We start from the raw sequence: 26,379 nt of genomic DNA on the forward strand, positions 1-26,379 counted from the left end.
TCCATGCTTAAATTAACGCCAGCCGGCACGGTTCATTAAACGTACGGCTTCACCGTTGTTCTCACCCAGAACGTCCATTGAAATGTCGTCCTGCTTGAATTTACCCCATTTTTGAAGTGTTTCGCTCCACTCAACACCGTCTCGAACCGGGTATTCATAATTGGCCTGAGCATACCATTTTTGTGATTCTTCAGAGACTAAAAACTCGATAAGCTTTTGAGCTTCGTCAACATTTTTTGCGTGCTTGGTAATACCGATGCCCGATACATTAACGTGAGTACCCTGTGCATCTTGAGCTGGCCAGAAAATCTTCACTTTTTGTGCAGCTTCGCGCTCATCGGCATCGTCTGAGTTCAGCATGTGCCCGAAGTAGTAAGTGTTTGCTACTGCGATATCGCAGACACCGTAGGCAACGCCTTTAATTTGATCTCTGTCGCCGCCGACGGGTTTGCGGGCAAAATTGTTAACAAAGTCCTCAGCCCAGGCTTCTGTTTTTTCTGCGCCGTGGTGTTCAATCAATGCAGCAACCAGTGACTGGTTATACAAGTTGTTGGACGAACGAATACAAATGCGGTCGTCCCATTGGTCGTCAGCAAGGCTAAGGTAAGACTCAAGCTTTTCCGGGTTAACACGCTCTGGTGAGTAGAAAATAGGGCGCGCGCGTAGGCTTAAACCGAACCATAAGTTGTCTTTCGAGCGGAAGTGCTCTGGCACTGCTTTTTCTACTAATTTTGAGTTAAGAGGCTGAAATGCGTCCGCTTCAACAGCACGGTACAAGGCACCAGCGTCAACGGTTAAGAACAAGTCAGCGGGTGTGTTTTCACCCTCAGAGCCTAAACGAGCCAATAAAGCGTCGGCTTTACCGGTTAACAAATTCACTTCAATGCCGGTTTTTTCCGTGAACTGCTCTAAAACGGGCTTAATTAAAGCTTCTTTACGTGCTGAGTAAATGTTGACTTCAGCAGCGGCGCTAGTGAATGACACCAGTGTCGCAGAAGTCGCAGCAATAACCGTGAGTAAGCGATTTAACTTGCGCATATCCTTTTGACCTCTATACGAACGTTCGATGAATTTCGCTCGATTATATCAGAACAGATAAATAATGATAGCCATTCTCATTTGAAATGTGTCATCCAAATTTTCAATTTGCGGGTAGTCAATAACTTAGCTTCTGCTATTCTAAAAACGACTGTCTATATGCGGAGAATTTATGTCGGAATTATCATTGTTAGCGTTAATTGGTGTGCTGTCCATTAGCTGCCAATGGTTGGCTTGGCGAATTAAACTGCCAGCCATATTGCCGCTGCTTATCTGCGGCTTGGTACTTGGACCGACGCTGGGGCTTTTAAACCCTGATGCGCTATTCGATGATTTGCTGTTTCCTTTTGTGTCTTTATCCGTTGCTGTCATTCTGTTTGAAGGCAGTTTGACATTGAAGTTTGAAGAAATACGTGGGCACGGCCGCATGGTGACTAACCTGGTCAGTGTGGGCATGTTAGTCACTTTTGTGGTTATTGCGGTACTAACGCACTTCATCATGGGATATGGCTGGGAGATCTCGGCGCTTTTTGGTGCGTTGGTTGTCGTCACCGGCCCTACTGTTATTCAGCCAATGATACGTTCTATTCGACCAATTAATAAACTGGCGAACATTCTCCGTTGGGAAGGGATTATTATTGATCCGCTGGGGGCATTACTGGCGGTATTAGTGTATGAATTTATTATCGCCAGTCAGGACGTTGCCTTTTTGCACGCGCTGCAAGCCTTTGCAACAACAGTGGCTATTGGCTTCGCGTTAGGTTGGGGCGCTGCAAGAATGCTTGGGTTAGCGTTAGGCCGTGGTTGGTTCCCACATTATTTACAAAATGTGGCGACTCTCACCATTGTTCTTGGTGTGTTTGCACTATCGAACGCGATTCAGCATGAATCGGGCTTGTTAACCGTGACGGTTATGGGCATGGTCATGGCGAATACGCGCAACCTGAATATGGAAGAAATTTTAGAGTTCAAAGAAACGCTCAGTGTGCTTCTTATTTCTGCGTTGTTCATTATTTTGGCGGCTCGCCTGAATTTTTCTGAATTCGATGCGCTGGGCATGCCGGCAGTGATTCTTATCGCGATCATCTTATTTGCCGTGCGTCCGTTAGCCGTTTGGCTTTCTGCAATAGGGACAGAGCTCAGGTTTAAAGATAAGGTGCTACTGTCCTGGATTGCTCCCCGAGGTATTGTCGCCGCCGCGGTTTCTGCACTTTTTGCCTTAAAAATGGAAGAGTCGGGCTGGCAGGAAGCGGCGGCTATTGTGCCGTTGGTGTTTGTGGTCATTATGACCACAGTAGTACTGCAAAGCTTAACGGCTAAACCATTGGCTAGAATGCTGGGGCTTCTGGAGCCAGCGGCAAAAGGCTTCTTAATTTTCGGGGCTAACCAAATGGCCCGCGCAGTGGGTAAAGCGTTGCAGGAAAGTGGTGTGAATGTACGCCTGGCTGACACCAACTGGGAGAATATTAAACTGGCGCGTATGGATAACCTGCCAGTGTATTTCGGTAATCCGGCGTCTGAGCACGCTTCGAACAATATTGACTTAACCGGCTTGGGACGTTTGCTGGTCATGTCACCCTATAAGCAGTTAAACCCGTTAGTTTCAATGTATTATCAGGACTGGTTTGGGTCGAATAAAGTGCATGGTTTAAATGGTGGAGAACAAGACTACCGAGCAAGTCATCAACTCACTGAAAGTTACCGTAAGACTCTTAACTTATTTGGTGAGAGTGTGACTTACTCGAAGTTAGCGAGTCTTCACTTTCAGGGCGCGAAAATTAAGTCCACGCCTATTACAGACAGCTTTAGTTTTGCGGACTATCAGCAAAAGTATGGCACGAGGGCGCTGCCAATGTTTGCGATTGATGAAACTGAAAAACTGCATATTTTCACAACTGAGCGCGAGCTGATTCCGCAGCCAGGCTGGACGGTGATAGCGATGATATCGACGGAAAGCGATGAGTCTGAGAGTGAGAAGTCAAACACCAACTGATCCGGAACTATTGGGCTGTCCTCGATGCGACTTGATCAGTCGTATCGGGGGGCTTGAAACGGGTGAAAAAGCCCAATGCACGCGTTGTGGTTACACGCTACTTAGTCAAACTGAATACCGAGTGGATCGTCTACTGGCCTACTCTGTGACCGCTATTCTGTTACTTGTTTTTGCCTTAACGCTGGACTTTATTCAATACGATAGCTCAGGGCTAACTCAGTCAATGACACTGCTCGATGCAGCATGGCAGCTGTCTTATTTTCATGAAAAGTTGCTGGCTGTCATTGTTTTACTTACCGTTATTTTGTATCCCTTACTGTATTTGTTCTGTCTTATCGCTGTGTTTGTTGCGATAAACATGAACGCGTCAGCTATGGCTCGTTATTGCTTGCGATTAAGCGCGCACGTAAAACCTTGGCTTATGGTGGATGTTTTTCTGCTGGGAACGCTAATTTCTCTGATAAAAATTTCCGGGCTTGCTAATGTTCAATTAAAGCTGGGTTTTTGGTTATTTTGCGGGTTCGTTGTGTTTTTATTGGTGACCTATTACTTGGTTAACACGATGAACTTATGGTCTGTGGTTGGGAAGAGAACGACTCCTTCAAGGGATGTAAAAGCAGGGGTGACAGCGCATGAGCAAGGCTATAAAGTTTGTGAGGTATGTCACCGAGTGGTGCCTTTTGGTGTATCCGACTGTCCGTGTTGTGGAGATGATATAGATAGACATTGGTGGCGTTCCCCACAAGCGACACTGGCATTAATTGTCGCTGCTGCGGTATTACTGGTTCCGGCGCACTGGCTACCGATAATGGAAACGGTGCGTTTTGGTGACGCTCAACCGTCAACGATTATTGGAGGGGTTGTTGAGCTTTGGCAGTCTGGAGATGCCCCTATTGCTGTGATTGTTTTTGTTGCCAGTTTAGTGATACCTGTCGCAAAGATACTGGCGTTATTGGGATTAATGGCATTGGCCCGATGGCAAACACCGCAAGCGGTTAATCATAGGTTGGTCTTATATAAAATAACCGACTGGATTGGTCGTTGGTCAATGATAGATATTTTTGTTGTGGCTATATTGGTTGCGTTAGTGAGAAGCGGGACTGTCATGTCAGTTTATCCCGGTTCTGCAGCTATTGCCTTTGGTGCCGCTGTGGTTCTAACAATGTTAGCGGCAATGAGTTTTGACACCCGTTTATTTTGGCGTGAGGCAAAAAAATGACAGACCCCGATGTTGCGAAAATCAGTCGCTTGAAAATACTGTCACCAGTATGGATAGTGCCTCTCGTTGCATTTTTTGTTGCGGGCTGGATGGTTTGGCAGGACACCAGTGGTGCGGGGCCAACGATTACCATATCGGTGTCAGATGCTGAGGGTATTGAGCCCGGCAAAACTCGGGTGAAAGTACGTAATGTTGATGTTGGGCAAGTAACGGAAGTGCGGCTGTCTGATGACTTTAAAGAAGCGGTCATTGAAGTGTCAATGAACGAAAACACCGAACGAATGCTGAACAGTGACACGGAAGTTTGGGTGGTGAAACCTAGAATTGGGCGTCGCGGTGTGAGTGGTTTGGGGACTTTATTGTCCGGTGCTTATATTCAATTGCAACCGGGTGACGGAGGTGACTTTCAGTCACATTTCTCAGCGCTAGAAAACCCGCCTGTGACACCCCAGGAAACGCCGGGTAAGCGACTGACATTGGTGAGCGATGGTCAAACTCAAGTGGCTGTTGGAGACTCAGTGCAATATCAAGGCTTTACCGTTGGCCAAGTTGAGCAAACCGAGTTTTTGGTGGATAAACGTGAAAGCCGTTACCAGGTCTTTGTGAGAGCGCCCTATGACGAGCTGCTTACAGAAAATACCCGTTTCTGGCTACAGCGTGGCGTATCAGTACAGTGGAACTCTCAGGGCATTGATCTGGCGCTTGGTTCCATCGATTCCTTATTGGGTGCAGCAATCACCTTTGGCGTGCCGGACGGTCAGCCGCGGGGCGATAAGCTCCAGCAATCAACGAGTTTTGAACTATTTAACAGCTTAGAAGAAGCGAAACAACAAGGCTTTATACATGGCATCGATTATGTGGTATTGCTCGACGAATCGATAGCCGGGCTGGATAAAGGCGCACCGGTTCAGTTTAAAGGTGTGCGTGTCGGAACGGTCAGAGAAGTGCCGCTACGCTGGTTCCCGGACGAGAATGATCAGGCTCCTTTAAAGCGCATTCCTATTCTCATTCGTTTTGAACCCGAGCGTTTGCGTGGTCTTGTTGCCGATATTGATATTAACGCCTGGGAAAAGCGCCTGCCTGAGTTATTTAAGCAAGGGTTACGCGCCAATATACGTGCGTCAAACTTGCTGACAAACACCTTGTTTGTCGATGTTAGTTTTTATTCCGATGCTGAGTCTGTTGATACTGAGCAGCGGTTTGCCGGCTACCCGGTTATGCCAGCTATGGCCAGTGATTTTACGCGTTTGGAAGAAAAGCTAACGCAACTCATGGATAAGTTTAACCAACTCCCGCTAGAAAGCAGTTTGTCGGACTTTTCACAGGCGATGCAGTCTGTCGATGAAACCGCAAACACATTAAATGGTATTTCAGTATCACTGGCGCAAGTGCTTGAGCAGCCTGAAATAAACCAGCTTCCGAAATTACTGAAGCAAAACTTAGAGCAATTGCAAGAGCTAACCGGTAGCTTAAGTGGTGATTCACCAACGCGTCGGCAGTTGAACCAGACCTTAAGCGAAGTTGAAAAGCTCTCAAGAGACTTACAGCCAGTTATTGAACAGCTTCAGCAGCAACCGAATTCACTTATTTTCAGTCCGTCAGTAACACCCGATCCGGAGCCAAAAGCTTATGAAAATTAAAAGAATACTTATCGGCTCGGTAAGTTCAGCGGTGGTCTTTTTAGCCGGCTGCTCTAGCCAAAGCTATAACATCACGCAATACCGACTTCCGCATTTGAGTCAGTCGGTCGATGCGGTTTGCCCAGCTTCACAGCGTAACGTTGTCGTTGGTGAGGCTGCGTCCAAAATGGGGATTCAAATTCAGCAGGATGAAACGCGCTGGCATACCGCAAAACAGCATCGCTGGAGCACACCGTTGTCGAATCAGTTACAGCGTAGTATCCAGCATTTAATGCTGAACGATGATTGCAGCGGCTTTTTAACGGTGATGATTGACGACTTTTATGGAAGTTATGATTCACATGCGGTGGTTGCTGGGCATTGGCAGTACGAGATGGCGAGCAGTGAGAATACTGTCAGAGGAACATTTACCGAAAAAGTGCCTTTAAAAGCTGACGGCTATCCTGCTTTAGTGAGTGCGTTGGATGAAGCCTGGCTGCATAGCATGGACACAATTAGTCTGGCAGTGGGGTCTATGAGCGGCGATTAAAATCGCCACTCCCAACTCAGTTGAACGCCCACGTCTTGATCAATGACAGGTGAGTCAAGGTATTGAACGGATAACCGGACTAAACTGTTCCAGACGGGTTGTGTGCGACGAATTAAAGCGCGTGATGTGCTGTCGGCCCCGTCGTTATTACTACGACTGACTAACACGGTCCAGGCGGAACCATCATTTGAAAACTGACGATAACTGAAAGACGCTGTTTGACTTCCTTTGGGAAAAGGTGAGCCCGGGTTTCTCTGGTGGCTTAAAAAGTACTGCCTTCCTGCCTGATTCGTCGAATAAAAGTTATGCTCATTGCCGCCGTCTAACTGACTGTATTCGACAGTAACGCTGTGACGAACGCTGTCAGAGCCCATCATCCATTGGCCGCCCACCGTATAGGCTGGCTTGTCATCACTTTCCAGCTGTTTATCAATACCAATTTCCGCATAGGCAGAAAACTGGTGCTTGCCCCAGTTAAAACCGGTTCTGGCATCTGCGGTAAGCATTCGGTTCCTGATATTGTCTTTCCGTTGCTCTAAAGCACTAATACCGAACCACAACTTATTTAAAAATTGGCTGGAAAAGCGAATGCCATAAGTTTGGTAGTGATTACTGTAACCATCGTCCTGGTAGCCGCTAAATAAACTGATTTTGAACGGCGCCATGCCTGCCGGAGGGTAGTCCGGAGCATAATCTATACGTATTTTAGGAATGGGGCGTGCGTTGTTGGAGAACAACAAGCTACTGTGCTCGGCCGGGCCCCAGCGTAACGGTAATGCATCAACACTAAAGCTCCAGTCATTTAGGTTATAAGCAAGGTAACTGCCGTCTAATGTCTTCTTATGGTCGTCCTCAAAAGGATCCTGGCGATAATTGACCTGCAGACGCGCAGCCCATCGTTCTCCATGCATGGTGCGGCTCAGGCTAATTTTGCCCTCTTCGTAAGTGTCGTCGCCGTAGTCGTGCACAATGTTTTCACTGTCGGTAGTTGCAATATACCAGCGTGTTTTTGGACCGCTTTGCGCTTGTGACAAGCTGTGTCGAACGTGCTGAAGTGCTAACTTTTGGGTGTTTGAGAGTTTGCTAGGATCGAGTGCATCTAATTGCGGTAAAATACTCTTCCAGGCAACAGGGTATTGCTGAATGGGCGTTTCTATTAAGCCTGACTCAGCTAACACAATAAGGCTGTTGCGTAACTCAACATCGCTCGCTTCAATCCATACCGAAGCGTAAGAAGGTGTTGCAGCGACAATGCATAAAGCAGCCGCTAAAGATGTATGTTTTATGAAGTGCATTCACAGACAGTTTCGTTATTAGAATTGCAGTATATAGTGCCAGAACTTTTAACACGAAGACAACGGTTTATTGGTACTGTTACGTTATAATACGCACGCAAAAGACGGGGGTAGAAGAATGAGAAGTGGGTTATTTGCGTTAATGGCTTTGTTGGTGCTGGTAGGTTGTGAGCCGAAAAAAACAAATACCTTAAAAGAGGGCGAAATCATTTCGCTGGACCAGCAGGTGCTGCCAAACCGCGAATGGCAAATTAGTCGTTCTGTTATTGAATTGAGTTTCTGTCGTGACCGGGTAAATGAAGACTTGCTTGCATCGGAAAGTGAGTTGCGAGGCTGGCGTGGTTCCGGTGAACCGACTGCGTTTCCGCCCTACAGAGATGAGGGGTTGGAGAAACTGGCGGAACTCTTGTCTAACCAACCCGTGTCTGACCAACCAATGTCCGGTCAACCAACATTATTGTGGCAAAAAGACGGTAATGTCAGTGCGCAGCGTTACTACGTTGCGATGCCGGCAAGCGCATCAAAAGGGGAGCTTGCGGATGCGGTATTTCCTATGGTTGCGTTCTTGTCGTCGTCTGACCAAATATGTCATGTGGCGGTTGACGACTCAGATTAAATCAAACAAACAACAGCAAACTTTATTTGCCGATTTTTCGTAGAGTTAGGGTAATAAGCCAAAAAAACTCCTGCGAACGAACAGGAGTCTACTAGACTAGATATTAAGGCATTGAGTGCAGGAGAAAAGCCATGTCAGTAAGCTTAAAAATTGAAAATAAACTTCGCGATGCGTTTGCACCGGTGCACCTCGAGGTGCAGGATGAAAGTCATATGCACTCAGGTGGCCCTAACGCAGAGTCGCACTTCAAAGTTGTGTTGGTAACGCCCAAGTTTAGTGGCGAAAGACTGATTAATCGACACCGGGCAGTGAATAAAATTTTAGCCGATGAGCTAATGAATGATATCCATGCGCTGGCGCTGCACACTTATACCGAAGGCGAGTGGGAACAGGTTTCTGGAACGGCACCACGTTCGCCTAATTGCATGGGCGGCTCGAAAGTCGCAGCGCATTAAAGAAAAATTAAGCATGTCTGATGTGTTCCTGCGCTTTCATTGGTTACAATGGGGGAAATAATCCGGAAAAAGGGAACATATCGACATGGTTATTAAGCCTAAAATCAGAGGGTTTATTTGTACAAACGCGCATCCGGTCGGCTGTGCCGAGAATGTAAAACGTCAAATTAGTTATATCAAGCAGCAACCTCCTATCGAAAACGCACCGAAAAATGTGCTTGTCATTGGGTGCTCCACTGGCTATGGGTTAGCGTCGCGCATTACCGCCGCTTTTGGTGGTCAAGCACATACGCTTGGCGTGTGTTTTGAAAAAGAACCGACAGAAAAGAAAACCGCCACCGCAGGTTGGTACAACACTGCTGCTTTCCATCAGGAAGCTGAGAAAGAAGGTCTTAAATTCCACTCAATCAATGGTGATGCGTTCTCAGATGAAATAAAACAAGAGAGCATCGAGTACATCAAAGACAACATGGGCAAAATTGATCTTGTTGTTTATAGCTTAGCGTCACCTAAACGCAAAGATCCTGAAAGCGGCGAGCTTTATAGCTCTGTGCTTAAGCCAATTGGCAAGCAATATACGACTAAAACCTATAATACCGATAAAGATCAGGTGCACGAAGTGACACTTGACCCGGCGACTGATGAGGATATTGCAAATACCGTAAAAGTCATGGGTGGTGAAGACTGGGAGCGTTGGATTAAAGCTCTGCACGATGCAGACCTTCTGGCGAATGACTGTCAGACAACCGCTTATACCTATATCGGTAAGAAATTGACTTGGCCTATTTATGGTCATGCAACGATTGGTCGTGCAAAAGAAGATCTCGACAGAGCCTCATCTGCGCTAGATGACACTTATAAAGACGTTAACCTGAAAGCTTACGTGTCTTCGTTAAAAGCCCTGGTAACACAAGCCAGCTCAGCGATACCGGTTATGCCGCTTTATATTTCGCTAATCTATGGCGTAATGAAAGAAGAGGGTACGCACGAAGGCTGTATTGAGCAAATTTATCGATTGTTCACTGAGGGGCTTTATGCTGAAAACCCAGAGCTTGACGATGCAGGGCGCCTTCACATGGATGGTTATGAAACCAATGATAAAACACAAGCTAAAGTGGAAGCGCTTTGGGATAAGGTGACCCAGGAAAATTTCCACGATTTAGCGGACTACGAAGGTTACCACAACGACTTTTTAAACCTGTTTGGCTTTGGTTTTGAGAATGTTGACTACGATGCTGATGTAAATCCAAAAGTAAACTGGTAAGCGTTGTAGGAAAAATGCTAAAATTCCGACGATAAGTGTGGAAAACGTTTCAAGTTACCGGCAAAAAAGACCCCTAGCTGGGGAAAGTTATGCCGGTAACTTTTTGATTTTTCAGGTTTCAGTCGTTTATGACTGGTTGTGATGAATCTTCCCTTAACGAGTAGTGCAAACGCATATGATTACGATCAAAAAAGGGCTGGACATCCCTATCAAAGGGGCGCCCCAGCAAAAGTTATCCGACGGTAAGGCCGTAACAACGGTTGCTACCCTAGGTGAAGAATACGTGGGTATGCGCCCAACCATGCACGTGAAAGTCGATGATCGCGTTAAAAAAGGTCAAATGATTTTCGAGGATAAGAAAAACCCTGGTGTCAAATACACTGCTCCCGGAGCTGGTGTAGTTAAAGACATTCTGCGTGGTGAGCGTCGTGTTTTACAAGCAGTAGTTATCGAACTGGATGGTGAAGAGCAAGTCACCTTTGATAAGTTCGAAAGCGATAAACTGACCTCGCTCGGTCGTGAAAAAGTGCAGGAGATACTGGTCGAATCGGGCCAATGGCCAGCACTGCGTACACGTCCTTACAGCAAGGCTCCGGCTTTGGATGCAGAGGCTACTGCCATCTTCGTTAATGCAATGGACTCGAACCCATTGGCTGGCGATCCAACGGCCTTCATTGGTGAACACAAACAAGCATTTATCGATGGTTTGAAAGTATTATCAAACCTGACAGAAGGCAAACTGTTTGTAGCGAAAGCTGGCGATGCCGAAGTTGATACTGGCGATGTTGACGTTACTCTGGAATCTTTCCAGGGACCACACCCGGCAGGTTTAGTGGGTACTCATATTCACTTCTTACAGCCTGCAAGCTTGCAGCGTCCCGTTTGGCACATTGGCTATCAGGACGTTATTGCTTACGGTAAATTGTTCACTACCGGTGAAATCTTTACTGATCGCATGGTCGCATTAGGCGGTGAAGGTGTTAAAGAACCTCGCTTATTGCGTACTCGTATGGGCGCTAATTTGCACGAACTGACTGATGGTGAATTAGCTGGCGACAACCAGCGCATTATTTCTGGTTCTGTTCTGCATGGTCATACAGCCGATGAAGCACATGCGTGGTTAGGTCGTTTCCATAACCAAGTCAGCGTCATTCCTGAAGGTGATCACAAAGAGTTTCTTGGTTGGATACGCCCGGGCTCAGACTTACACTCAGTTACCCGAGCTTACGCGGGGCATTTTAATCCGAAGAAATTGTTCAGCATGACAACCTCAATGAATGGTTCGTCACGTTCAATGGTGCCAATTGGTAACTACGAACGCATTATGCCTTTGGATATTCTGCCAACCTTATTACTGCGCGACTTACTATCTGGTGACACAGATGAAGGTCAACAATTGGGCTGCTTAGAGTTAGACGAAGAAGATCTGGCACTGTGCACCTACGTTTGCCCCGGTAAATACGAGTATGGACCGGTGTTGCGTGATTGTCTCACTAAGATTGAGAAAGAAGGCTAACCATGAGCTTGAAAGATACTCTTGAACGTATTGAGCCGCAGTTTGAGAAAGGCGGCAAATACGAGAAGTGGTATGCGCTTTACGAAGCGGTAGCCACAATTTTATACACGCCGGGTACAGTGACTAAATCTAGTACACACGTGCGTGATCGCATCGACTTGAAACGCATCATGATTTTGGTGTGGATGATGACATTTCCGGCTATGTTCTGGGGAATGTATAACGTCGGTAACCAAGCGGCTATCGCACTAGCGGACGGCTATGCATTATCTGACGCATGGCAAGTCGGTTTGTTCCACTTATTAGGTGGTGAGTTTGGCGCTGACGCTGGATGGGGAACCAAAATGTGGTATGGCGCCTGCTGGTACCTACCTATTTATGCGGTAACCTTTATTGTCGGTGGTTTCTGGGAAGTTCTGTTTGCGACCATTCGTAAGCACGAAGTTAACGAAGGTTTCTTCGTTACCTCTGTACTGTTTTCGTTGATTTTACCGGCAACAACGCCTTTATGGCAGGTTGCGCTAGGTATCACTTTCGGTGTGGTTATCGGTAAGGAAATCTTCGGTGGTACAGGTCGTAACTTCCTGAACCCAGCATTGACCGGTCGTGCATTTCTATACTTTGCTTACCCGGCAAGCATGTCAGGTGACTCTATCTGGACGGCTGTAGACGGTTTCTCTGGTGCAACCAACTTGGGTGCTGCAGCGTTAGGTAACCTAAATTATGGTGACACGGCGCTTTGGTGGGATGCGTTCTTAGGCAACATTCAGGGCTCTGTCGGTGAAGTTTCAACACTGATGATTCTTATCGGTGGTTTAGCGCTTATTTACTTCCGCATTGCATCGTGGCGTATCGTTGCTGGTGTCTTTGTTGGTATGGTGTTGTTCTCAGGTTTGCTCAACCTTATTGGTAGTGATACCAACCCAATGTTCGCAATGCCTTGGTACTGGCACTTAGTGTTGGGTGGTTTCGCCTTTGCAATGATGTTTATGGCAACCGATCCGGTATCCGCGTCGTTCACCAATAAAGGTAAATTCGCCTACGGTCTGTTAATTGGTTTCATGACGGTGATGATTCGTGTCATTAACCCGGCATTCCCGGAAGGTATTATGCTGGCTATCTTGTTCGCGAACGTTTTTGCACCGCTGTTTGACTACTTTGTAGCACAGGCAAACATTAAACGGAGGTTAGCACGCAATGTCTAATAAGAACGAAAGCTTAGGCAAAACGATAGGTGTCGTGCTGGCGCTGTGTTTGGTGTGCTCTATTTTAGTAGCAGGATCAGCCGTGGCACTAAAACCAATGCAAGAGAAGAATGCGGCGCTGGCAATGCAACGTAACATTCTAAATGCAGCGGGTATTTTGGAGTCAGGGATGGATATTCCTGCGGTGTATGACGAGCGTATTAACGCATTGGTTGTCAGTCTTAAAGACTATCAAGTCATGCAAGATAAAGACCCAAAAGAGTTTGATAACCGCAAGGCTGCTAACGACCCTGAAACCAGCACAAAGCTTGATAAAAGTGAAGATATCGCTGGTTTGGGCACCATGGAAAACATGACTGAAGTTTATTTGGTTATGAACGAAGCAGGTGAGCGCAACGGTGCGGTACTGCATATCCGTGGCCAGGGGTTATGGGGCACTATGTACGGCTTAATCTCTTTAGAAGATGATATGAGCACCGTACGTGGCGTTCACTTCTATGAACACTCAGAGACACCGGGCTTAGGTGGCGAAATCACTAATCCTAGCTGGGTTAAAACCTGGGAAGGCAAAGAGCTTTACGGTGACGATGGAAAAGTGAAGTTTGATTTGGTTAAAGGTGGTGCTTCAGGTGAGCACGAAGTTGATGCGCTTTCTGGCGCTACTTTAACCAGCAATGGCGTAGATGCACTTATCGATTTTTGGATGAGCGACAAAGCTTACGGCCCATTGCTTGATAAACTTCGCAAAGGGGAGCTGACAAATGGCTAGTGCAAAAGAAATGAAGTCCGTATTGTTCGGGCCAATCTTCGCGAATAACCCCATTGCGTTGCAAATACTGGGTATTTGCTCTGCATTGGCGGTGACGTCAAAAATGAGCAACACCTTGGTTATGTGTATCGCACTAACTGCAGTTGTTGCTGCATCTAACTTCTTTATCTCGATTATCCGTAATCACATTCCTTCGAGTGTGCGGATTATCGTACAAATGACCATCATCGCGAGCTTGGTTATTGTGGTTGACCAAGTGTTGAGAGCTTATGCTTATGAAATTTCTCGTGAGCTGTCGGTATTCGTGGGTCTTATTATCACCAACTGTATCGTCATGGGGCGTGCTGAAGCGTATGCGATGAAGAGCACTCCATTCATGTCGTTACTGGATGGTATCGGTAATGGTCTCGGTTACTCGGTTGTGCTGTTGGTGGTTGGTTTCATAAGAGAGCTGTTCGGCTCAGGTAGCTTGTTCGATGTACAAATTCTGCCACTAGCATCAGAAGGCGGTTGGTATGAACCAGTCGGTTTGTTGCTAATGCCACCAAGTGCGTTCTTCATTATTGGCGGATTCATTTGGGTACTTCGTACTTTCCGTACAGAACAAGTCGAACCTAAGGAGTAAGGGCCATGGAACAGTATATTAACTTGTTTATTCGAGCGATTTTTATCGAAAACCTGGCACTGTCTTTCTTCTTAGGAATGTGTACGTTTCTTGCGGTTTCTAAGAAAGTTAAAACGGCCTTTGGTCTGGGTGTTGCGGTTATCGTCGTACTGGGTATTTCGGTGCCGGTTAATAACTTGGTTTATCACAACATACTGGCGCCAGGCGCATTAGAATGGGCTGGTTTTCCAGATGCAGACTTAAGCTTTCTGCGTTTCTTAACCTTTATCGGTGTGATAGCGGCATTGGTTCAAATTCTGGAGATGGCTTTGGACAAATACGTGCCGGCTTTATATAACGCGTTGGGTATTTTCCTGCCGTTAATTACCGTTAACTGTGCCATTTTTGGTGGTGTCTCGTTCATGGTTGAACGTGATTACAACTTTGGTGAGTCAGTGGTTTACGGTATTGGTAGTGGCGTTGGCTGGTGTTTAGCGATTGTCGCGCTTGCTGCTGTGCGTGAAAAACTCAAATATGCCGATGTACCTGATGGTTTGCGTGGCTTAGGCGCAACCTTCATGTCAGTAGGTTTGATTGGTTTAGGCTTTATGTCGTTCTCCGGCGTATCTCTTTAATCCAGTGTGTTGAATCAGTAAACGTTAAAGGTACGAATCGATGGATATTACTCTGATAGCGCTCGGTGTAGGGATGTTTACCATCATCGTACTGATTTTGGTGGCGATCATCATGTTCGCCAAATCAAAGTTGGTACCGCAGGGCGATGTAGAAATCCTGATTAACGAAGACGAAGAGAAGAAGATCGTAACGCAGCCAGGCACTAAACTGTTAGGCGCACTGGCCAACGCGGGCATCTTTGTATCTTCGGCCTGTGGCGGCGGTGGCTCTTGTGGTCAGTGCCGAGTCACTATTAAAGAAGGTGGCGGTGATATTCTGCCAACCGAACTTGACCATATTACTAAGCGTGAAGCACGTGAAGGTGTGCGTCTGTCTTGTCAGGTCAACGTTAAACAAGACATGAAAATTGAACTGCCGGAAGAAATTTTCGGTATTAAAAAATGGGATTGTACCGTTAAATCAAACGATAACGTGGCAACCTTTATCAAAGAGTTCGTTGTGCAGTTACCGGAAGGTGAAGAAGTGCCTTTCCGCGCTGGTGGTTACATTCAAATTGAAGCTCCACCGCATCATGTTAAGTACAAAGACTTCGATATTGCACCAGAATATCGTGGTGACTGGGAACGCTTTGGCTTCTTGGACGTTGAGTCTAAAGTTGACGAAGAAGTTGTTCGCGCATACTCAATGGCAAACTACCCTGAAGAAAAAGGCATCATTATGCTGAACGTTCGTTGTGCGACACCGCCACCGAATGACTTGAGCTTGCCAGCGGGTAAAATGTCTTCGTATATCTTCAGCCTTAAGCCAGGTGATGAAGTGACTATTTCTGGCCCATTTGGTGAGTTTTTCGCTAAAGAAACCGAAGCTGAAATGGTCTTCATTGGTGGTGGTGCAGGTATGGCGCCAATGCGTTCGCACATCTTTGACCAGTTACGTCGTCTAAACACTGACCGTAAAATCACGTTCTGGTACGGTGCACGTTCACTGCGTGAGATGTTCTATGTTGAAGACTTCGACATGCTGCAAGAAGAGAATGATAACTTCGAATGGCATGTTGCCTTGTCTGACCCACAACCAGAAGACAACTGGGATGGTGACACAGGTTTCATTCATAACGTTTTATTCGAGCGTTATTTGAAAGATCACGAAGCTCCGGAAGACTGTGAGTTTTACATGTGTGGACCGCCGGTTATGAACGCAGCATGTATTAACATGTTGAAAGATCTGGGTGTCGAAGATGAAAACATTATGTTAGATGACTTCGGTGGTTAATTGGTGATGCTGTCGAAATTATCGATTGTAAAATTATGGCTAGCTCTTTTAGGGCTAGCCTTTTTAGTCTCTTGCTCAGACGCGCCGGAGCGGATTGAGTTTAGGGGCGAAACAATGGGAACAACCTATAGTGTTGTCCTATTTAGTAAAGATCCGCGACATTCAGCGGACAAGATTCAAACGAAAGTCGACACCGTGCTAGAGCGCGTCAACGCCCAAATGTCGACTTACGATCCAAACTCTGAATTGTCACAGTTCAATCAGCTATCAAGTACAAGCCCGGTTGTTATTAGCCGTGATTTAGAAAGAGTGGTTAGCCGAGCGCTGGAAATTGCTCGCCAGACAAACGGTGCGCTCGATATAACCGTGGGGCCATTAGTTAACTTGTGGGGCTTCGGGCCTAATGCCAAACCTGAACAACAGCCAACAGCTGAAGAACTGTCCGTTATTTCTGGAAAAGTAGGCTTTGAGAAGCTTAGTGTCAGTAACCATCAATTGATAAAATCTCACCCCGAAATGTATGTCGATTTATCAACGATAGCCAAGGGTTATGGCGTTGATAAAGTTGGAAACTTAATGGAGCAGTTGGGGATTAATCAGTACCTTATTGAAATTGGTGGTGAAATTTTAGCGAAGGGTGGAAAGCCCGCTGACGAAAACTGGAAATTGGCGATTGAAAAGCCTATTTCTACGGAACGAGCTGTCCAGGAAATTGTCGAATTTAAAGAAGGCGCGTTAGCGACTTCCGGTGATTATCGAAACTATTTTGAAGAAGAAGGGCGTCGATACTCACATATTATTGACCCTGAAACAGGTAAGCCAATACAGCATAACTTGGTTTCTGTTTCGGTCTATGCGGACGATACAATGTCAGCAGATGCATATGCGACCGCTTTGCTGGTGATGGGAACTGAAAGAGCAAAAGCGTTTGCTGAAGAGAATCAACTCGCAGTTATGTTGATTTCTAAAACTGATGAGGGTTTTGAAGAATATGCCAGCAAATGGTTTAAGCCCTTATTAGTGAGCAATAAACAGGAGTAATCATGCAAACCTTTTTAATGGTATTTGCCTTATTTGTTTTAGTTGTTCTGGCAATGGCCATAGGTTATATGGTGCAACGCAAATCTATTTCAGGTAGCTGTGGTGGCATTAGTTCACTGGGCATGGACAAAGCTTGCGATTGCGATGAACCTTGCGATAAGCGCAAAGCTCGTATGAAAAAAGAGCAGCAGTGGAAAGAAAATCAGATTAATTGATCAAAAACCCCATAAAGGTTATAACGATATAACTTTTTGTTGTAGAAGCGAGTGGGGGAGAAATGAAACCGATAGATATTCAGACTAACGGTAACGAGTTGTATCTCGATTGTAACGCAACAACACCGGTTCTCCCTCAAATCGCTAAAGCCGTTTCACACACCATGGAAACGGTATTCGGAAACCCATCCAGTAGCCATATAACCGGTCTCAAAGCTCGTTACATTCTAGATACCACACGACAAATGGCGCGTGAAGTCGTCGGCTTGGCACGAGGACGACTCATATTTACCAGCGGAGCCACTGAAGGTATTCAAACCGCAGTTGTATCGGCTATTTCGCACGCCATGAAAACGCGCCCCAGCGCTAAATACTTACTGTATGGAGCAACGGAACATAAAGCGGTTCCACAAGCGCTGGAACACTGGAATGAACTGTTAGGTTTGCACGCAGAATTGAAAGCGATTCCAGTAGACAGAGACGGCCGTTTAGATCTCGATTTTATAGCAAAACACGTCGGTGATGCCGCCATGATATGCACAATGGCTGTGAATAACGAAACCGGGGTTATCCAAGACCTGAATGCGTTGGAACGTACGATTAGGACGCACAACGCATCAATACCGTGGATGGTTGATTGCGTGCAAGCGTTAGGAAAATTGCAATTTTCACTGGATGATACGTCGATAGATTATGCGCCATTTTCAGGTCACAAGCTATACGGGCCCAAAGGCATCGGCTTCATGGCTGTTCGTGAAAAGGCACCATTCACCCCTTTGCTTATTGGCGGAGGGCAAGAGTCAGGGCAACGCTCCGGCACTGAAAACTTACCTGGTATTGCCGCGCTGAATGCGTTGTTTGAGTTACTTATTACTGAAAATGAGATACTGCATTCCGACCAAAGGTTGAAAGAGTACCGTCGACAGCTATCTGAAAGTCTAAAAGCCGCATTTCCGACACTGGTGTTTAATCATAGCTTTGAACTCAGTGTACCAACAACGCTGAATTTTTCAGTGCGAGGTGTCGCCTCAAGAGACATTATGGATGTTTTTGATGCATGTGGTATTCGGGTGAGCGGGGGATCGGCATGCAGCTCCAAAGTCGTTGGTAGCTTTGTATTAAGAGCGATGGGGCTCGATGGTTGGCAAAGTGAATCCGCGATTCGAATGTCGTTTGGTCCTGCTACGTCGCAACAAGATATTGATGAAGCTTGTTACCGTATTCGGCAAGCAGGGGATGCATTAAAGCACTCATGTTTGCTGATAGCCGATACCAATAATGACAATGATGCGGCTTTAGATGGCGTCGTTCAACTGAAGTACGACACGCATTGTTGCTATTTAGTGATCGATAAAATGGCAAAAGAGCTAGCTGTTATTGATCCACACCCCGCACTGTCTGCCCGTATAGAGAATATTGTTAATTGCCGTGGCTACAAGGTTAAGACGGTTTTAAGTACCGATTCAGGTTCAGATATTTCTGAAGCAGCAAAGCTACTAAGAGGGATTTTAAGGCTCGATACAAAAGCACATGATGTGTTTGGTTGGCCTGGTTTCAATGAACGCAATTGCGATGCCATTCCGGTAGACGCTCAGACCGATATTGATGGTTGCATTAAAGTAGGTGAAAGACGCCTGTTTAGGTTAGCTGGTGAGCAACCCGTGTTTGTTCTGAGTGAGCCTGCTCGCTTAAAAAGTGAGGTAAAAACCGATTTCGTTTTTTCAGGAAGTGCACCGCTTAATAGCTATCAGAGTTTAGTCTCTGTCAATGCGCTCGTTTGTCCGAAAGACGATCCCGAACATCATCTTGTTTACTCTTTATGTGAAACGATTGGGGATTGTGATCCTGGTGCCGATGTCAACATACCAATAGGTGAAACGGATGAGTTTTGGTGTCGGGATGACCTGGTTGTGATAGATGTAAGAGAGCGTCAGGAACATGTCGTATCCGATATCCCGTGCTCGGCAGAGGTCATTAATGTCCCTGTCACAGAAGCCATACAGTTCATTCATGACCACCAAGAGTTAAAAGACCGGGACATTATCTGTGTTTGTCGTTCGGGAAACCGGAGCGCCGTTGTTGCTAATGCTCTACAGCGCCACGGTTTTAAACAAACGCGTCATCTTATGGGGGGCTTGGCTCTTTTGAGCTCGCCGGCTGCCAAAGCAGTCTAGCGATAAAACCGTCTTTGCCGACAAACCAGCAGCTGATATTCCCGTGGCATTGTATGTTCCAGATGTTTTTATCAGATAATGGATGCCATTGACCCGAAGCAATATTTAGCGCGGCCGCACCTTGCGGGTTTGAGGTCAGTAACCAGTCACCGTCGTGAGATACTTTACTGAGGCTGTATAGCGCACCGCTAAGAGGAGGCTCAGGTAAAGCCTTGAACTCTTCGTTGGAATAGCGCCACAAGCGTGGAGCCTCTTGTTCGTCGATTTCTTCACTCAGTGAGCCACCAGCGATATAAAAATTGTCTTCATCGTCAGGCCAAACGCTGGTAATGCCCGCCATAGGACCTGCCTGCATCGGAGAGTCAATAACTTTAAAACGAATACCGAAAGAGCCTTTAACTAATACCCGCGCTTTGTCGGCATTACCGGTTGCTATCATCCAGGTGTCATTATTAAAACGAGCGCAGCTGCCACTGGAAGCGAAGCCTCCTTCATTAGATTGAGGAGGTTCAGCAACAGCAGACCGTACTTGCATCCAATTGCGGCCATCGGCGCTTCGAACCATACGCCATTCGTCACCCACACTATCGCCGTGAACCCAAGCCTCACCGCTCGGAGCTAAAGCCATACAATTGAAGAAAGAATCACTTTCACCGCGATAACGTAAACGCCAACTGTTGCCACCATTGTCGGTGTAATAAATGCGAGACTGACCGCCGTTTCCAACACTCATGGCATAAGCGCGGCGGTCATCAATGGCCTCGATATCACGAAACTGAAGGTCTGCCGGACCTGGTTGGAAGTACTGCCAGCTTTTTCCGGCATCGGTTGAGCGAGCAACCGTTCCGTTTTCACCGGCAACCCAAATGGTATTTCGGCTGACTGGGCTTATGCCAATCCATAGCTGATCCTTTATTGTGTCGAGTACCTCGAGCTCTGGCGGTGCGGCTGCGGAGCCAAAAGTTGAAGCTCCGCTCAATAATGCCGCGGCGCAGCATGCGTTTCGTATTAGCTTCGTCATCGCCATGGTTATAACCCGTTATTAACAGTTGCTAGCGAGTGTAGCACGCGCAATGAACCCAGAGCTACATCAAAGCGACTTACTGTGCGTCAAAACAAATGCCATTGTCGTGCTTGCTGTCATCACTCATTAAATAAAGGTACGTTGGTATAATGTCAGAAGGTGTTTTCAGGCTTTTTGGGTCTTCCGCCGGGTAAGCTTTTGAACGCATGCTAGTGCGCGTTGCGCCGGGATTAATTACGTTCGTGCGTAGCTTTGTGCCCTCGTATTCGTCTGCTATTACTTGTGCCATACCCTCAGTGGCAAATTTACTGACAGAATATGTGCCCCAGTATGCACGGCCTTTGCGTCCGACACCTGACGACGTGAATACTAAAGAAGCGCTTGGCGCTTTCTCCATGACCGGAATAAGCGCCTGAGTCATGGCGAATTGGCCGGTGACATTCACTTGCATTATTTCGTCCCAGCTGTCTTTTTCTATGTGGGTAAATGGCGACAAAATACCAAGCAAGCCAGCGTTATGCAGAACACCGTCGAGTTTACCGAACTGGTCTTGAATAGTTGCCGCCATATCACGGTAGTGAGACGGCGTAGCACCTTTTAAATCCAGAGGAATGATAGCCGGCTGCGGGTACCCCGCTTCAACAATGGCATCATAGACGGCTTCGAGTTTCGCGACAGTGCGGCCTAATAGTATGACGGTCGCACCGTGTTTAGCGAAGGTTATTGCGGCTTCTTTACCAATGCCGTCGCCAGCACCTGTGACTAAAATAACTTTGTCTTTCAAAAGGTCCGGTGTCGCTTTGTAATCGTGTACGGTTTTAATTTTCATAACTGTTTTCTAATACCATTGGACTGTGGTCGGGTGAGTAGGCTATTGTAACGATATTCGAATAACTTCTCAGCAAACGAACGAAAAATCGTTAAAAAGCCTTTAATCTTATTTGATACAGGTGTATAAATTTCGTTAAGAGAAGGTACAGAATAACAAAACATAAAAAAGGATTGGGGATACCTCATGAAGAAATTACTACTCCCATTGGCAATCGGTTCGGCTCTAAGCCTCGTAGGTTGCGGAAGCGGTGACGAAGCACCTATTACGGAAAACGAAGTGAATGTCGCTGCAACACGCGTTGTATTTGACCCGTCGAATGGTGCGATACCAGCGCCGACGAATATTTTGTTAAGCGGTAGTGTGGATGGCACTTTGAATATTCCGGTCGCTGACCCAAGTGATACAGCTAACCCGCAGGTCGCTATTAACGGTTTAGACGGTTGGGGAACGCACTCAACTCTGGCATTTAACTTCTCGCTTCCTGTTGACCAAAATGGTGAGCAGGTGTCGGTCGATCCTGCCAGTGTCGAAGCTCAGGGAGCAGTTCGAGTATTCAAAACGGTACAAGGCGGAACACCTGTTTCTGAAGGTTGTGCTGCAGCTAACCCAGCAGCTGTTTGTGCGGTGACCGAAGAGTTACAGCACGGTACAGACTTTACAGTTAAAGCAACAGGTGAAGGGAGTTTAGCCGTTGTACCTCTTCGTCCTTTAGAATCAGCGACAGGTTATTTGGTCGTTTTAACGGATAATATTCAGGACTCTTTAGGTCGTCGTGTTAAAGCGTCACAGACCTACACGCTAATGAAAGAGCCTGTTAGTGAAGCGCCAGCTTCTGATGACCCTTCAGCACAGAGTTTACAGGCACTGATTAACAGCTACGAAGGTGCTTTAGCACAGTTCGGCGTAGACCCTGAAGACGTTATTTATAGCTCAAACTTTACCACTCAGTCGGTAGGTGATGTGCTGGGCATGACGAAAACTTTATTAGGTCAGAAAATTGCGGCAGGTGCTCCGCCAGTGATGCAAGCTGCGCCGCAGGGCTATACTTTAGATGTCGTCCTGTCTGGCGCGGGCATTACCGACCCAACTACCTTGGCGGTTGCTAGCTCAGCTAAAGTTTACGGCGGTCAGGTTGATATTCCTTACTACTTGCCTGTACCAAGCGCAGAAAATCCAACAGCCCCCGTAACGGGTCGCTGGACCGCTAAGTGTGACAGCCCTGTTACCATCGTTGGTGGCATTGAAAGTGGCCAAATCCCAGAGGGTGCTTTAGGTTTGGGTATTACTCAAGACGCTATCGCAGCCGATAAAGCGGGAGTTATTCGTTCAATAGTACAGGCATGTATTGCCTCAGAGGACGGTATTGATTTGGCGGGTGTTGACGAAGAGCGTCATTTAACTAAATACAACCCGGTACCTGAGGTTCAGGATACGGAGACGGTAAATGCGTTTGTCACTATTCCCGATTTAGCCACAGCTAATGCCGTAAGAAGCCAACGGGGTTTGCCTGCGTTAAGCCAACCAGCTGATGGCTGGCCTGTCGTTATCTTCCAGCATGGCATCACCGGCTCAAAAAATAACGCTGCCGCAATCGCGGGAACGCTAGCTGTTGCAGGTTATGCAACCGTAGCAATCGACCATCCATTACACGGTGAACGTGGCTTTGATATTGACGCAGACGGTGAGCTCGACATTACAGCAACAGGCTCAGAAAATGCGACAACTTACATGAACTTGAGCAGTTTGCTGACAACGCGTGATAACTTACGCCAGTCAATTACTGATCTGGTTGCCCTGCGTGTCAGCTTAAATAACTTCATGGCTGCCGATGGTGAGCAAATTGATGGTACGGATGTGCACTTTATTGGTCACTCGTTAGGTGCTATCGCGGGTACCGGTTTCACCGCGCTGGCTAACACGTCATTTGGTGAAGATAGCCCATTATCAGCGCTCGATGGTATGTTTAGCGTTCAAGCCTCTAGCTTAGGCATGCCAGGTGGCAGCTTAGCGAACTTCCTGTTGGCCTCTGAAAGCTTTGGTCCAACAATTAAAGCAAGCCTGCTTTACTCATCGAATGCTGATTTTAAAGCTGCCGCTGACCAGGCTATTGCTGGTGGTGCAACGTTAGAGCAGTTCTATGCTGGCTTCATGGAGCAGGCGTCTGCTGAGCAAGTGGCTCAAATTAACGCAACTTTTGAGCAGTTTGCATTTGCAGCACAAACCGTTGTTGATTCGGGTGACCCGGTTAACTACGCAAGTGATGTCGTCGCTTCAGAAACACCGGTATTCATGATTGAAGCCATCGGTGATTCGGTTATCCCTAATGCTTTAGAAAACAAACCGCTTGCAGGCACAGAGCCTCTGGCTGCGTTGCTCGGTTTAGAGGGGATCTCTGAAACAACCACATCGGCGGATGGTACTCCGGTATCGGGTATTGTTCGTTTCGGCGGCGATGCAGAGCACGGATCACTGGTTGACGCAGGCCCATCTGCGGCAGTTACTGCTGAGATGCAACAACAAATTGCCTTCTGGTTTGCTTCAGACATGATGCAAATAACAATCAGCAATCCAGATTTGGTACAATAACTTCAGGTTATTGAAAACTCGTTATTCAAAGGCCGGCAGTTATGCTGGCCTTTTTCGTATGGGAGAAGTATATGGAGTTTCTGATAGATATTGGTTCGTTTTTGTTGAAGGCGGCCATTATTGTTATCGCCGTAGGCTTTATTGTTGGTCTGCTGGCACAAGCGGCTCAGAAGCAAAAGAAGAGTAAGGGCGACCTGCAGGTCACTGACTTATCGAAAGAGCTTAAGGACTTGAGTGAGCAACTTAAGCTAGAGCTAATGGATAAAAAAGCTCGCAAGAAGGCGATGAAGGCGTTGAAAAAGAAAAAGCCAGCAGACGACAAAAAGCAGCGTCTTTTTGTGCTGGACTTTAAAGGCAGTATGGATGCAAAAGAAGTGGATAACTTGCGTCAGGAGGTGAATGCTATCTTGCAGTTAGCAACCGACAAAGACGAAGTTCTCGTGCGTTTAGAAAGCGGGGGCGGAGTTGTCAATGGCTATGGTTTGGCGGCAGCACAACTACAGCGTATTAAGGCGCATGGCCTCACACTGAATGTGGCCATAGATAAAGTAGCGGCAAGTGGTGGTTACATGATGGCGTGTGTTGGTCACAAGCTGTTAGCCGCGCCGTTTGCATTTATTGGCTCTATTGGTGTGGTAGCACAAATACCTAACTTCCATCGCTTCCTGAAAAAGCATGATGTCGATTTTGAACAGCTTACTGCGGGTGAATATAAACGCACATTAACGTTATTTGGCGAGAATACGGATGAAGGGCGTCGTAAGTTTAAACAAGACTTAGAGGCTATCCACCGCCAGTTTAAGGCGTTCGTTCAAGAGAACCGTCCTGAGCTCGATATTGATAAAGTTGCCACGGGCGAAGTGTGGTCAGGCCAGGAAGCAAAAGAGCTTGGTCTTGTCGACGAGGTGACAACGAGTGACTCATGGCTACTTGAGCAACACAAGGCGTTCAGCGTACTGCAGCTTAATTATGTGGTTCGTAAACCCATGAGTGAGCGTTTTGCGAAAGGCCTGTCAACGGTCATTCAAACGTTGAAGTCGTCGTTAACGCGTTCAGACATCGCACAATAAGCGCCATTAAACGCCGCTTACAATAACCAAGCTGCGCAGCGGGCAACTTTTTGGTAGTCTATCGCAGTTTTTAAGAATGAATAATAAAGGACGCTTATGAGCGAAAAGAAAAAACTCAGCCTGACAAGCCGCATTGTTATTGGCATGGTCGCTGGGATCATTCTCGGTACCATCATTCGTTACGTGGCCGGCGACAACGCCTGGGTGTCACTGTATTTAACCAACGGCTTGTTTGATGTTGTTGGTCAAATCTTTATCACCTCGCTGAAAATGTTGGTTGTGCCATTAGTGTTTGTGTCACTGGTGGTGGGAACCTGCTCGCTGAGTGACCCGAGTAAGTTAGGGCGTTTAGGCGGCAAGGCCGTGGGCATGTATATGATAACGACCGCTATCGCCATCAGCTTCGCGATATTCTCAGCAGTGCTAGTGCAGCCGGGCTCTGGTATTGAGCGCTCTTCAGAGGCGACCTTTGAAGCGAGCGAGGCGCCGTCGGTGAGCGAAGTCATTATTAACTTATTCCCTGACAACCCAATTAATGCCATGGCCGAGGGCAATATGTTGCAAATTATTATATTTGCACTGCTGTTTGGTATTTCTATGGCTCTTGTCGGCAAACCGGGTGAGCGTCTGAAAGGCTTTTTTGACGACTTAAATGCGGTCATTATGAAGCTGGTTGTCATACTGATGGCAGTTGCTCCTTATGGCGTGTTTGCGTTGATGGCGAAGCTATTCACCGAAATTGGCGTAGAAATGATAGGCAGCCTGGCCAAATACTTCCTGTTAGTACTCTTTGTGCTGATTGCTCATGGTCTTATTGTCTACCCGCTGTTCATGCGTGTACTGGCTCGTGTCAAACCGGGTATTTTCCTGAAGAAAATGCGTGACGCGCAGTTATTCGGGTTTAGTACCGCCAGCAGTAACGCCACCATGCCAATTACGCTGGAAACGGTCACCCGTCGTTTAGGTGTCAGCAATAGCGTTGGTTCGTTTACTGTACCATTAGGCGCCACGATAAACATGGACGGTACAGCGATAATGCAAGGCGTGGCGACCGTATTTATTGCTCAAGTTTACGGTTTAGACTTGGGTATTGCTGAGTACTTAATGGTTATTCTGACGGCGACTCTGGCATCAGTAGGTACCGCTGGTGTACCGGGGGTTGGCTTAATTATGCTGACAATGGTGCTACAGCAAGTCGGTCTGCCGGTAGAAGGTATTGGCTTAATAATCGGTGTTGATCGTTTACTTGATATGACCCGGACTGCGGTCAATGTCACTGGCGATGCAATGGTCAGTACGGTCGTGGCACGTTCAGAGAATGACTTTGATGAAGAAGTCTACTATGACGAGAATGCCGGTAAGAAATTAGAAGAACTTTAAGTAAAG

Annotated in this window: 23 protein-coding genes; 19 read left to right on the plus strand and 4 right to left on the minus strand. The window is 46.9% G+C overall.

Annotated features, from left to right (window positions below):
* Positions 1-12: 12 nt before the first annotated feature.
* The gene (locus EST55_RS00585; protein ID WP_129496144.1) at positions 13-1,038 is read right to left on the minus strand and encodes a Fe(3+) ABC transporter substrate-binding protein; all 1,026 of its coding nucleotides are present in this window, start codon (positions 1,036-1,038) and stop codon (positions 13-15) included.
* Between the two features lie 172 nt (positions 1,039-1,210).
* Here EST55_RS00585 and EST55_RS00590 point away from each other — a divergent pair, with 172 nt between their 5' ends.
* The 4 genes from EST55_RS00590 to EST55_RS00605 are packed head-to-tail and all read left to right on the plus strand — an operon-like array spanning position 1,211 to position 6,419.
* Entirely contained in the window at positions 1,211-3,031 is a 1,821-nt protein-coding gene (locus EST55_RS00590; RefSeq protein ID WP_129496145.1) for a sodium:proton antiporter, read from the plus strand.
* Positions 3,009-4,250 carry a paraquat-inducible protein A gene (locus EST55_RS00595; RefSeq protein WP_240665217.1) on the plus strand — a complete coding sequence of 414 codons (1,242 nt, stop codon included), beginning with the start codon at positions 3,009-3,011 and terminating at the stop codon, positions 4,248-4,250. The genes EST55_RS00590 and EST55_RS00595 overlap by 23 nt, the downstream gene beginning before the upstream one ends.
* Positions 4,247-5,890 (plus strand): intermembrane transport protein PqiB, encoded by a 1,644-nt coding sequence (gene pqiB / locus EST55_RS00600; RefSeq protein ID WP_129496147.1) that lies wholly within the window; start codon positions 4,247-4,249, stop codon positions 5,888-5,890. Before EST55_RS00595 ends, pqiB begins: the two co-directional genes overlap by 4 nt.
* On the plus strand, positions 5,880-6,419 hold the full coding sequence (locus EST55_RS00605; protein ID WP_088768585.1) for an ABC-type transport auxiliary lipoprotein family protein: 540 nt from the start codon (positions 5,880-5,882) through the stop codon (positions 6,417-6,419). The genes pqiB and EST55_RS00605 overlap by 11 nt, the downstream gene beginning before the upstream one ends.
* On the opposite strand, the gene EST55_RS00610 is transcribed toward EST55_RS00605, so the two are convergent.
* Positions 6,416-7,714, minus strand: a complete 1,299-nt coding sequence (locus EST55_RS00610) for a capsule assembly Wzi family protein (RefSeq protein ID WP_129496148.1) — start codon at positions 7,712-7,714, stop codon at positions 6,416-6,418. The two genes, EST55_RS00605 and EST55_RS00610, sit on opposite strands and share 4 nt — an antisense overlap.
* Before the next feature lie 118 nt (positions 7,715-7,832).
* Here EST55_RS00610 and EST55_RS00615 point away from each other — a divergent pair, with 118 nt between their 5' ends.
* The 12 genes from EST55_RS00615 to EST55_RS00670 all read left to right on the plus strand — a co-directional run bounded on the left by EST55_RS00615 (position 7,833) and on the right by EST55_RS00670 (position 19,481).
* A complete protein-coding gene (locus EST55_RS00615) occupies positions 7,833-8,330 on the plus strand; it encodes a hypothetical protein (RefSeq protein ID WP_129496149.1) in 498 nt (165 codons plus the stop codon).
* A 131-nt stretch (positions 8,331-8,461) separates the two neighbouring features.
* A complete protein-coding gene (locus EST55_RS00620; RefSeq protein WP_053952888.1) occupies positions 8,462-8,785 on the plus strand; it encodes a BolA/IbaG family iron-sulfur metabolism protein in 324 nt (107 codons plus the stop codon).
* An 85-nt stretch (positions 8,786-8,870) separates the two neighbouring features.
* Positions 8,871-10,049 carry an enoyl-ACP reductase FabV gene (gene fabV / locus EST55_RS00625; RefSeq protein WP_129496150.1) on the plus strand — a complete coding sequence of 393 codons (1,179 nt, stop codon included), beginning with the start codon at positions 8,871-8,873 and terminating at the stop codon, positions 10,047-10,049.
* Between the two features lie 175 nt (positions 10,050-10,224).
* The gene (locus tag EST55_RS00630; protein ID WP_129496151.1) at positions 10,225-11,565 is read left to right on the plus strand and encodes a Na(+)-translocating NADH-quinone reductase subunit A; all 1,341 of its coding nucleotides are present in this window, start codon (positions 10,225-10,227) and stop codon (positions 11,563-11,565) included.
* Positions 11,566-11,567: 2 nt separating this feature from the next.
* Positions 11,568-12,770 (plus strand): NADH:ubiquinone reductase (Na(+)-transporting) subunit B, encoded by a 1,203-nt coding sequence (locus tag EST55_RS00635; protein WP_129496152.1) that lies wholly within the window; start codon positions 11,568-11,570, stop codon positions 12,768-12,770.
* A complete protein-coding gene (locus tag EST55_RS00640; protein ID WP_129496153.1) occupies positions 12,763-13,539 on the plus strand; it encodes a Na(+)-translocating NADH-quinone reductase subunit C in 777 nt (258 codons plus the stop codon). Before EST55_RS00635 ends, EST55_RS00640 begins: the two co-directional genes overlap by 8 nt.
* Positions 13,532-14,164 (plus strand): NADH:ubiquinone reductase (Na(+)-transporting) subunit D, encoded by a 633-nt coding sequence (locus tag EST55_RS00645; RefSeq protein WP_053952883.1) that lies wholly within the window; start codon positions 13,532-13,534, stop codon positions 14,162-14,164. Before EST55_RS00640 ends, EST55_RS00645 begins: the two co-directional genes overlap by 8 nt.
* A 5-nt stretch (positions 14,165-14,169) precedes the next feature.
* Positions 14,170-14,778 carry an NADH:ubiquinone reductase (Na(+)-transporting) subunit E gene (gene nqrE, locus EST55_RS00650; RefSeq protein WP_100690499.1) on the plus strand — a complete coding sequence of 203 codons (609 nt, stop codon included), beginning with the start codon at positions 14,170-14,172 and terminating at the stop codon, positions 14,776-14,778.
* Between the two features lie 46 nt (positions 14,779-14,824).
* Positions 14,825-16,051: an NADH:ubiquinone reductase (Na(+)-transporting) subunit F gene (gene nqrF, locus EST55_RS00655; RefSeq protein WP_088769391.1), complete on the plus strand. Its 1,227-nt coding sequence runs from the start codon at positions 14,825-14,827 to the stop codon at positions 16,049-16,051.
* Between the two features lie 114 nt (positions 16,052-16,165).
* Positions 16,166-17,092, plus strand: a complete 927-nt coding sequence (locus tag EST55_RS00660; protein ID WP_240665218.1) for an FAD:protein FMN transferase — start codon at positions 16,166-16,168, stop codon at positions 17,090-17,092.
* A gap of 2 nt (positions 17,093-17,094) precedes the next feature.
* Positions 17,095-17,307, plus strand: coding sequence for a (Na+)-NQR maturation NqrM (nqrM, locus tag EST55_RS00665; protein ID WP_088768576.1), 213 nt, complete (start codon positions 17,095-17,097; stop codon positions 17,305-17,307).
* A gap of 62 nt (positions 17,308-17,369) precedes the next feature.
* Entirely contained in the window at positions 17,370-19,481 is a 2,112-nt protein-coding gene (locus tag EST55_RS00670) for an aminotransferase class V-fold PLP-dependent enzyme (RefSeq protein ID WP_129496155.1), read from the plus strand.
* On the opposite strand, the gene EST55_RS00675 is transcribed toward EST55_RS00670, so the two are convergent.
* Both EST55_RS00675 and EST55_RS00680 read right to left on the minus strand, forming a co-directional pair.
* Positions 19,432-20,508, minus strand: coding sequence for a hypothetical protein (locus tag EST55_RS00675; protein WP_240665219.1), 1,077 nt, complete (start codon positions 20,506-20,508; stop codon positions 19,432-19,434). The two genes, EST55_RS00670 and EST55_RS00675, sit on opposite strands and share 50 nt — an antisense overlap.
* 73 nt (positions 20,509-20,581) lie before the next feature.
* Complete coding sequence (locus EST55_RS00680) at positions 20,582-21,334, minus strand: YciK family oxidoreductase (protein WP_129496156.1); 753 nt, start codon at positions 21,332-21,334, stop codon at positions 20,582-20,584.
* A gap of 186 nt (positions 21,335-21,520) precedes the next feature.
* Here EST55_RS00680 and EST55_RS00685 point away from each other — a divergent pair, with 186 nt between their 5' ends.
* From EST55_RS00685 to EST55_RS00695, 3 genes are all read left to right on the plus strand, one after another.
* Complete coding sequence (locus tag EST55_RS00685; RefSeq protein WP_129496157.1) at positions 21,521-23,923, plus strand: VolA/Pla-1 family phospholipase; 2,403 nt, start codon at positions 21,521-21,523, stop codon at positions 23,921-23,923.
* A 71-nt stretch (positions 23,924-23,994) separates the two neighbouring features.
* Positions 23,995-24,993: a protease SohB gene (sohB, locus tag EST55_RS00690; RefSeq protein ID WP_129496158.1), complete on the plus strand. Its 999-nt coding sequence runs from the start codon at positions 23,995-23,997 to the stop codon at positions 24,991-24,993.
* A gap of 96 nt (positions 24,994-25,089) precedes the next feature.
* Complete coding sequence (locus tag EST55_RS00695; protein ID WP_129496159.1) at positions 25,090-26,373, plus strand: dicarboxylate/amino acid:cation symporter; 1,284 nt, start codon at positions 25,090-25,092, stop codon at positions 26,371-26,373.
* Positions 26,374-26,379 lie beyond the last annotated feature (6 nt).

The sequence above is a fragment of the Idiomarina sp. 29L genome (assembly GCF_004123135.1).
Classification (GTDB): Bacteria; Pseudomonadota; Gammaproteobacteria; order Enterobacterales; family Alteromonadaceae; genus Idiomarina.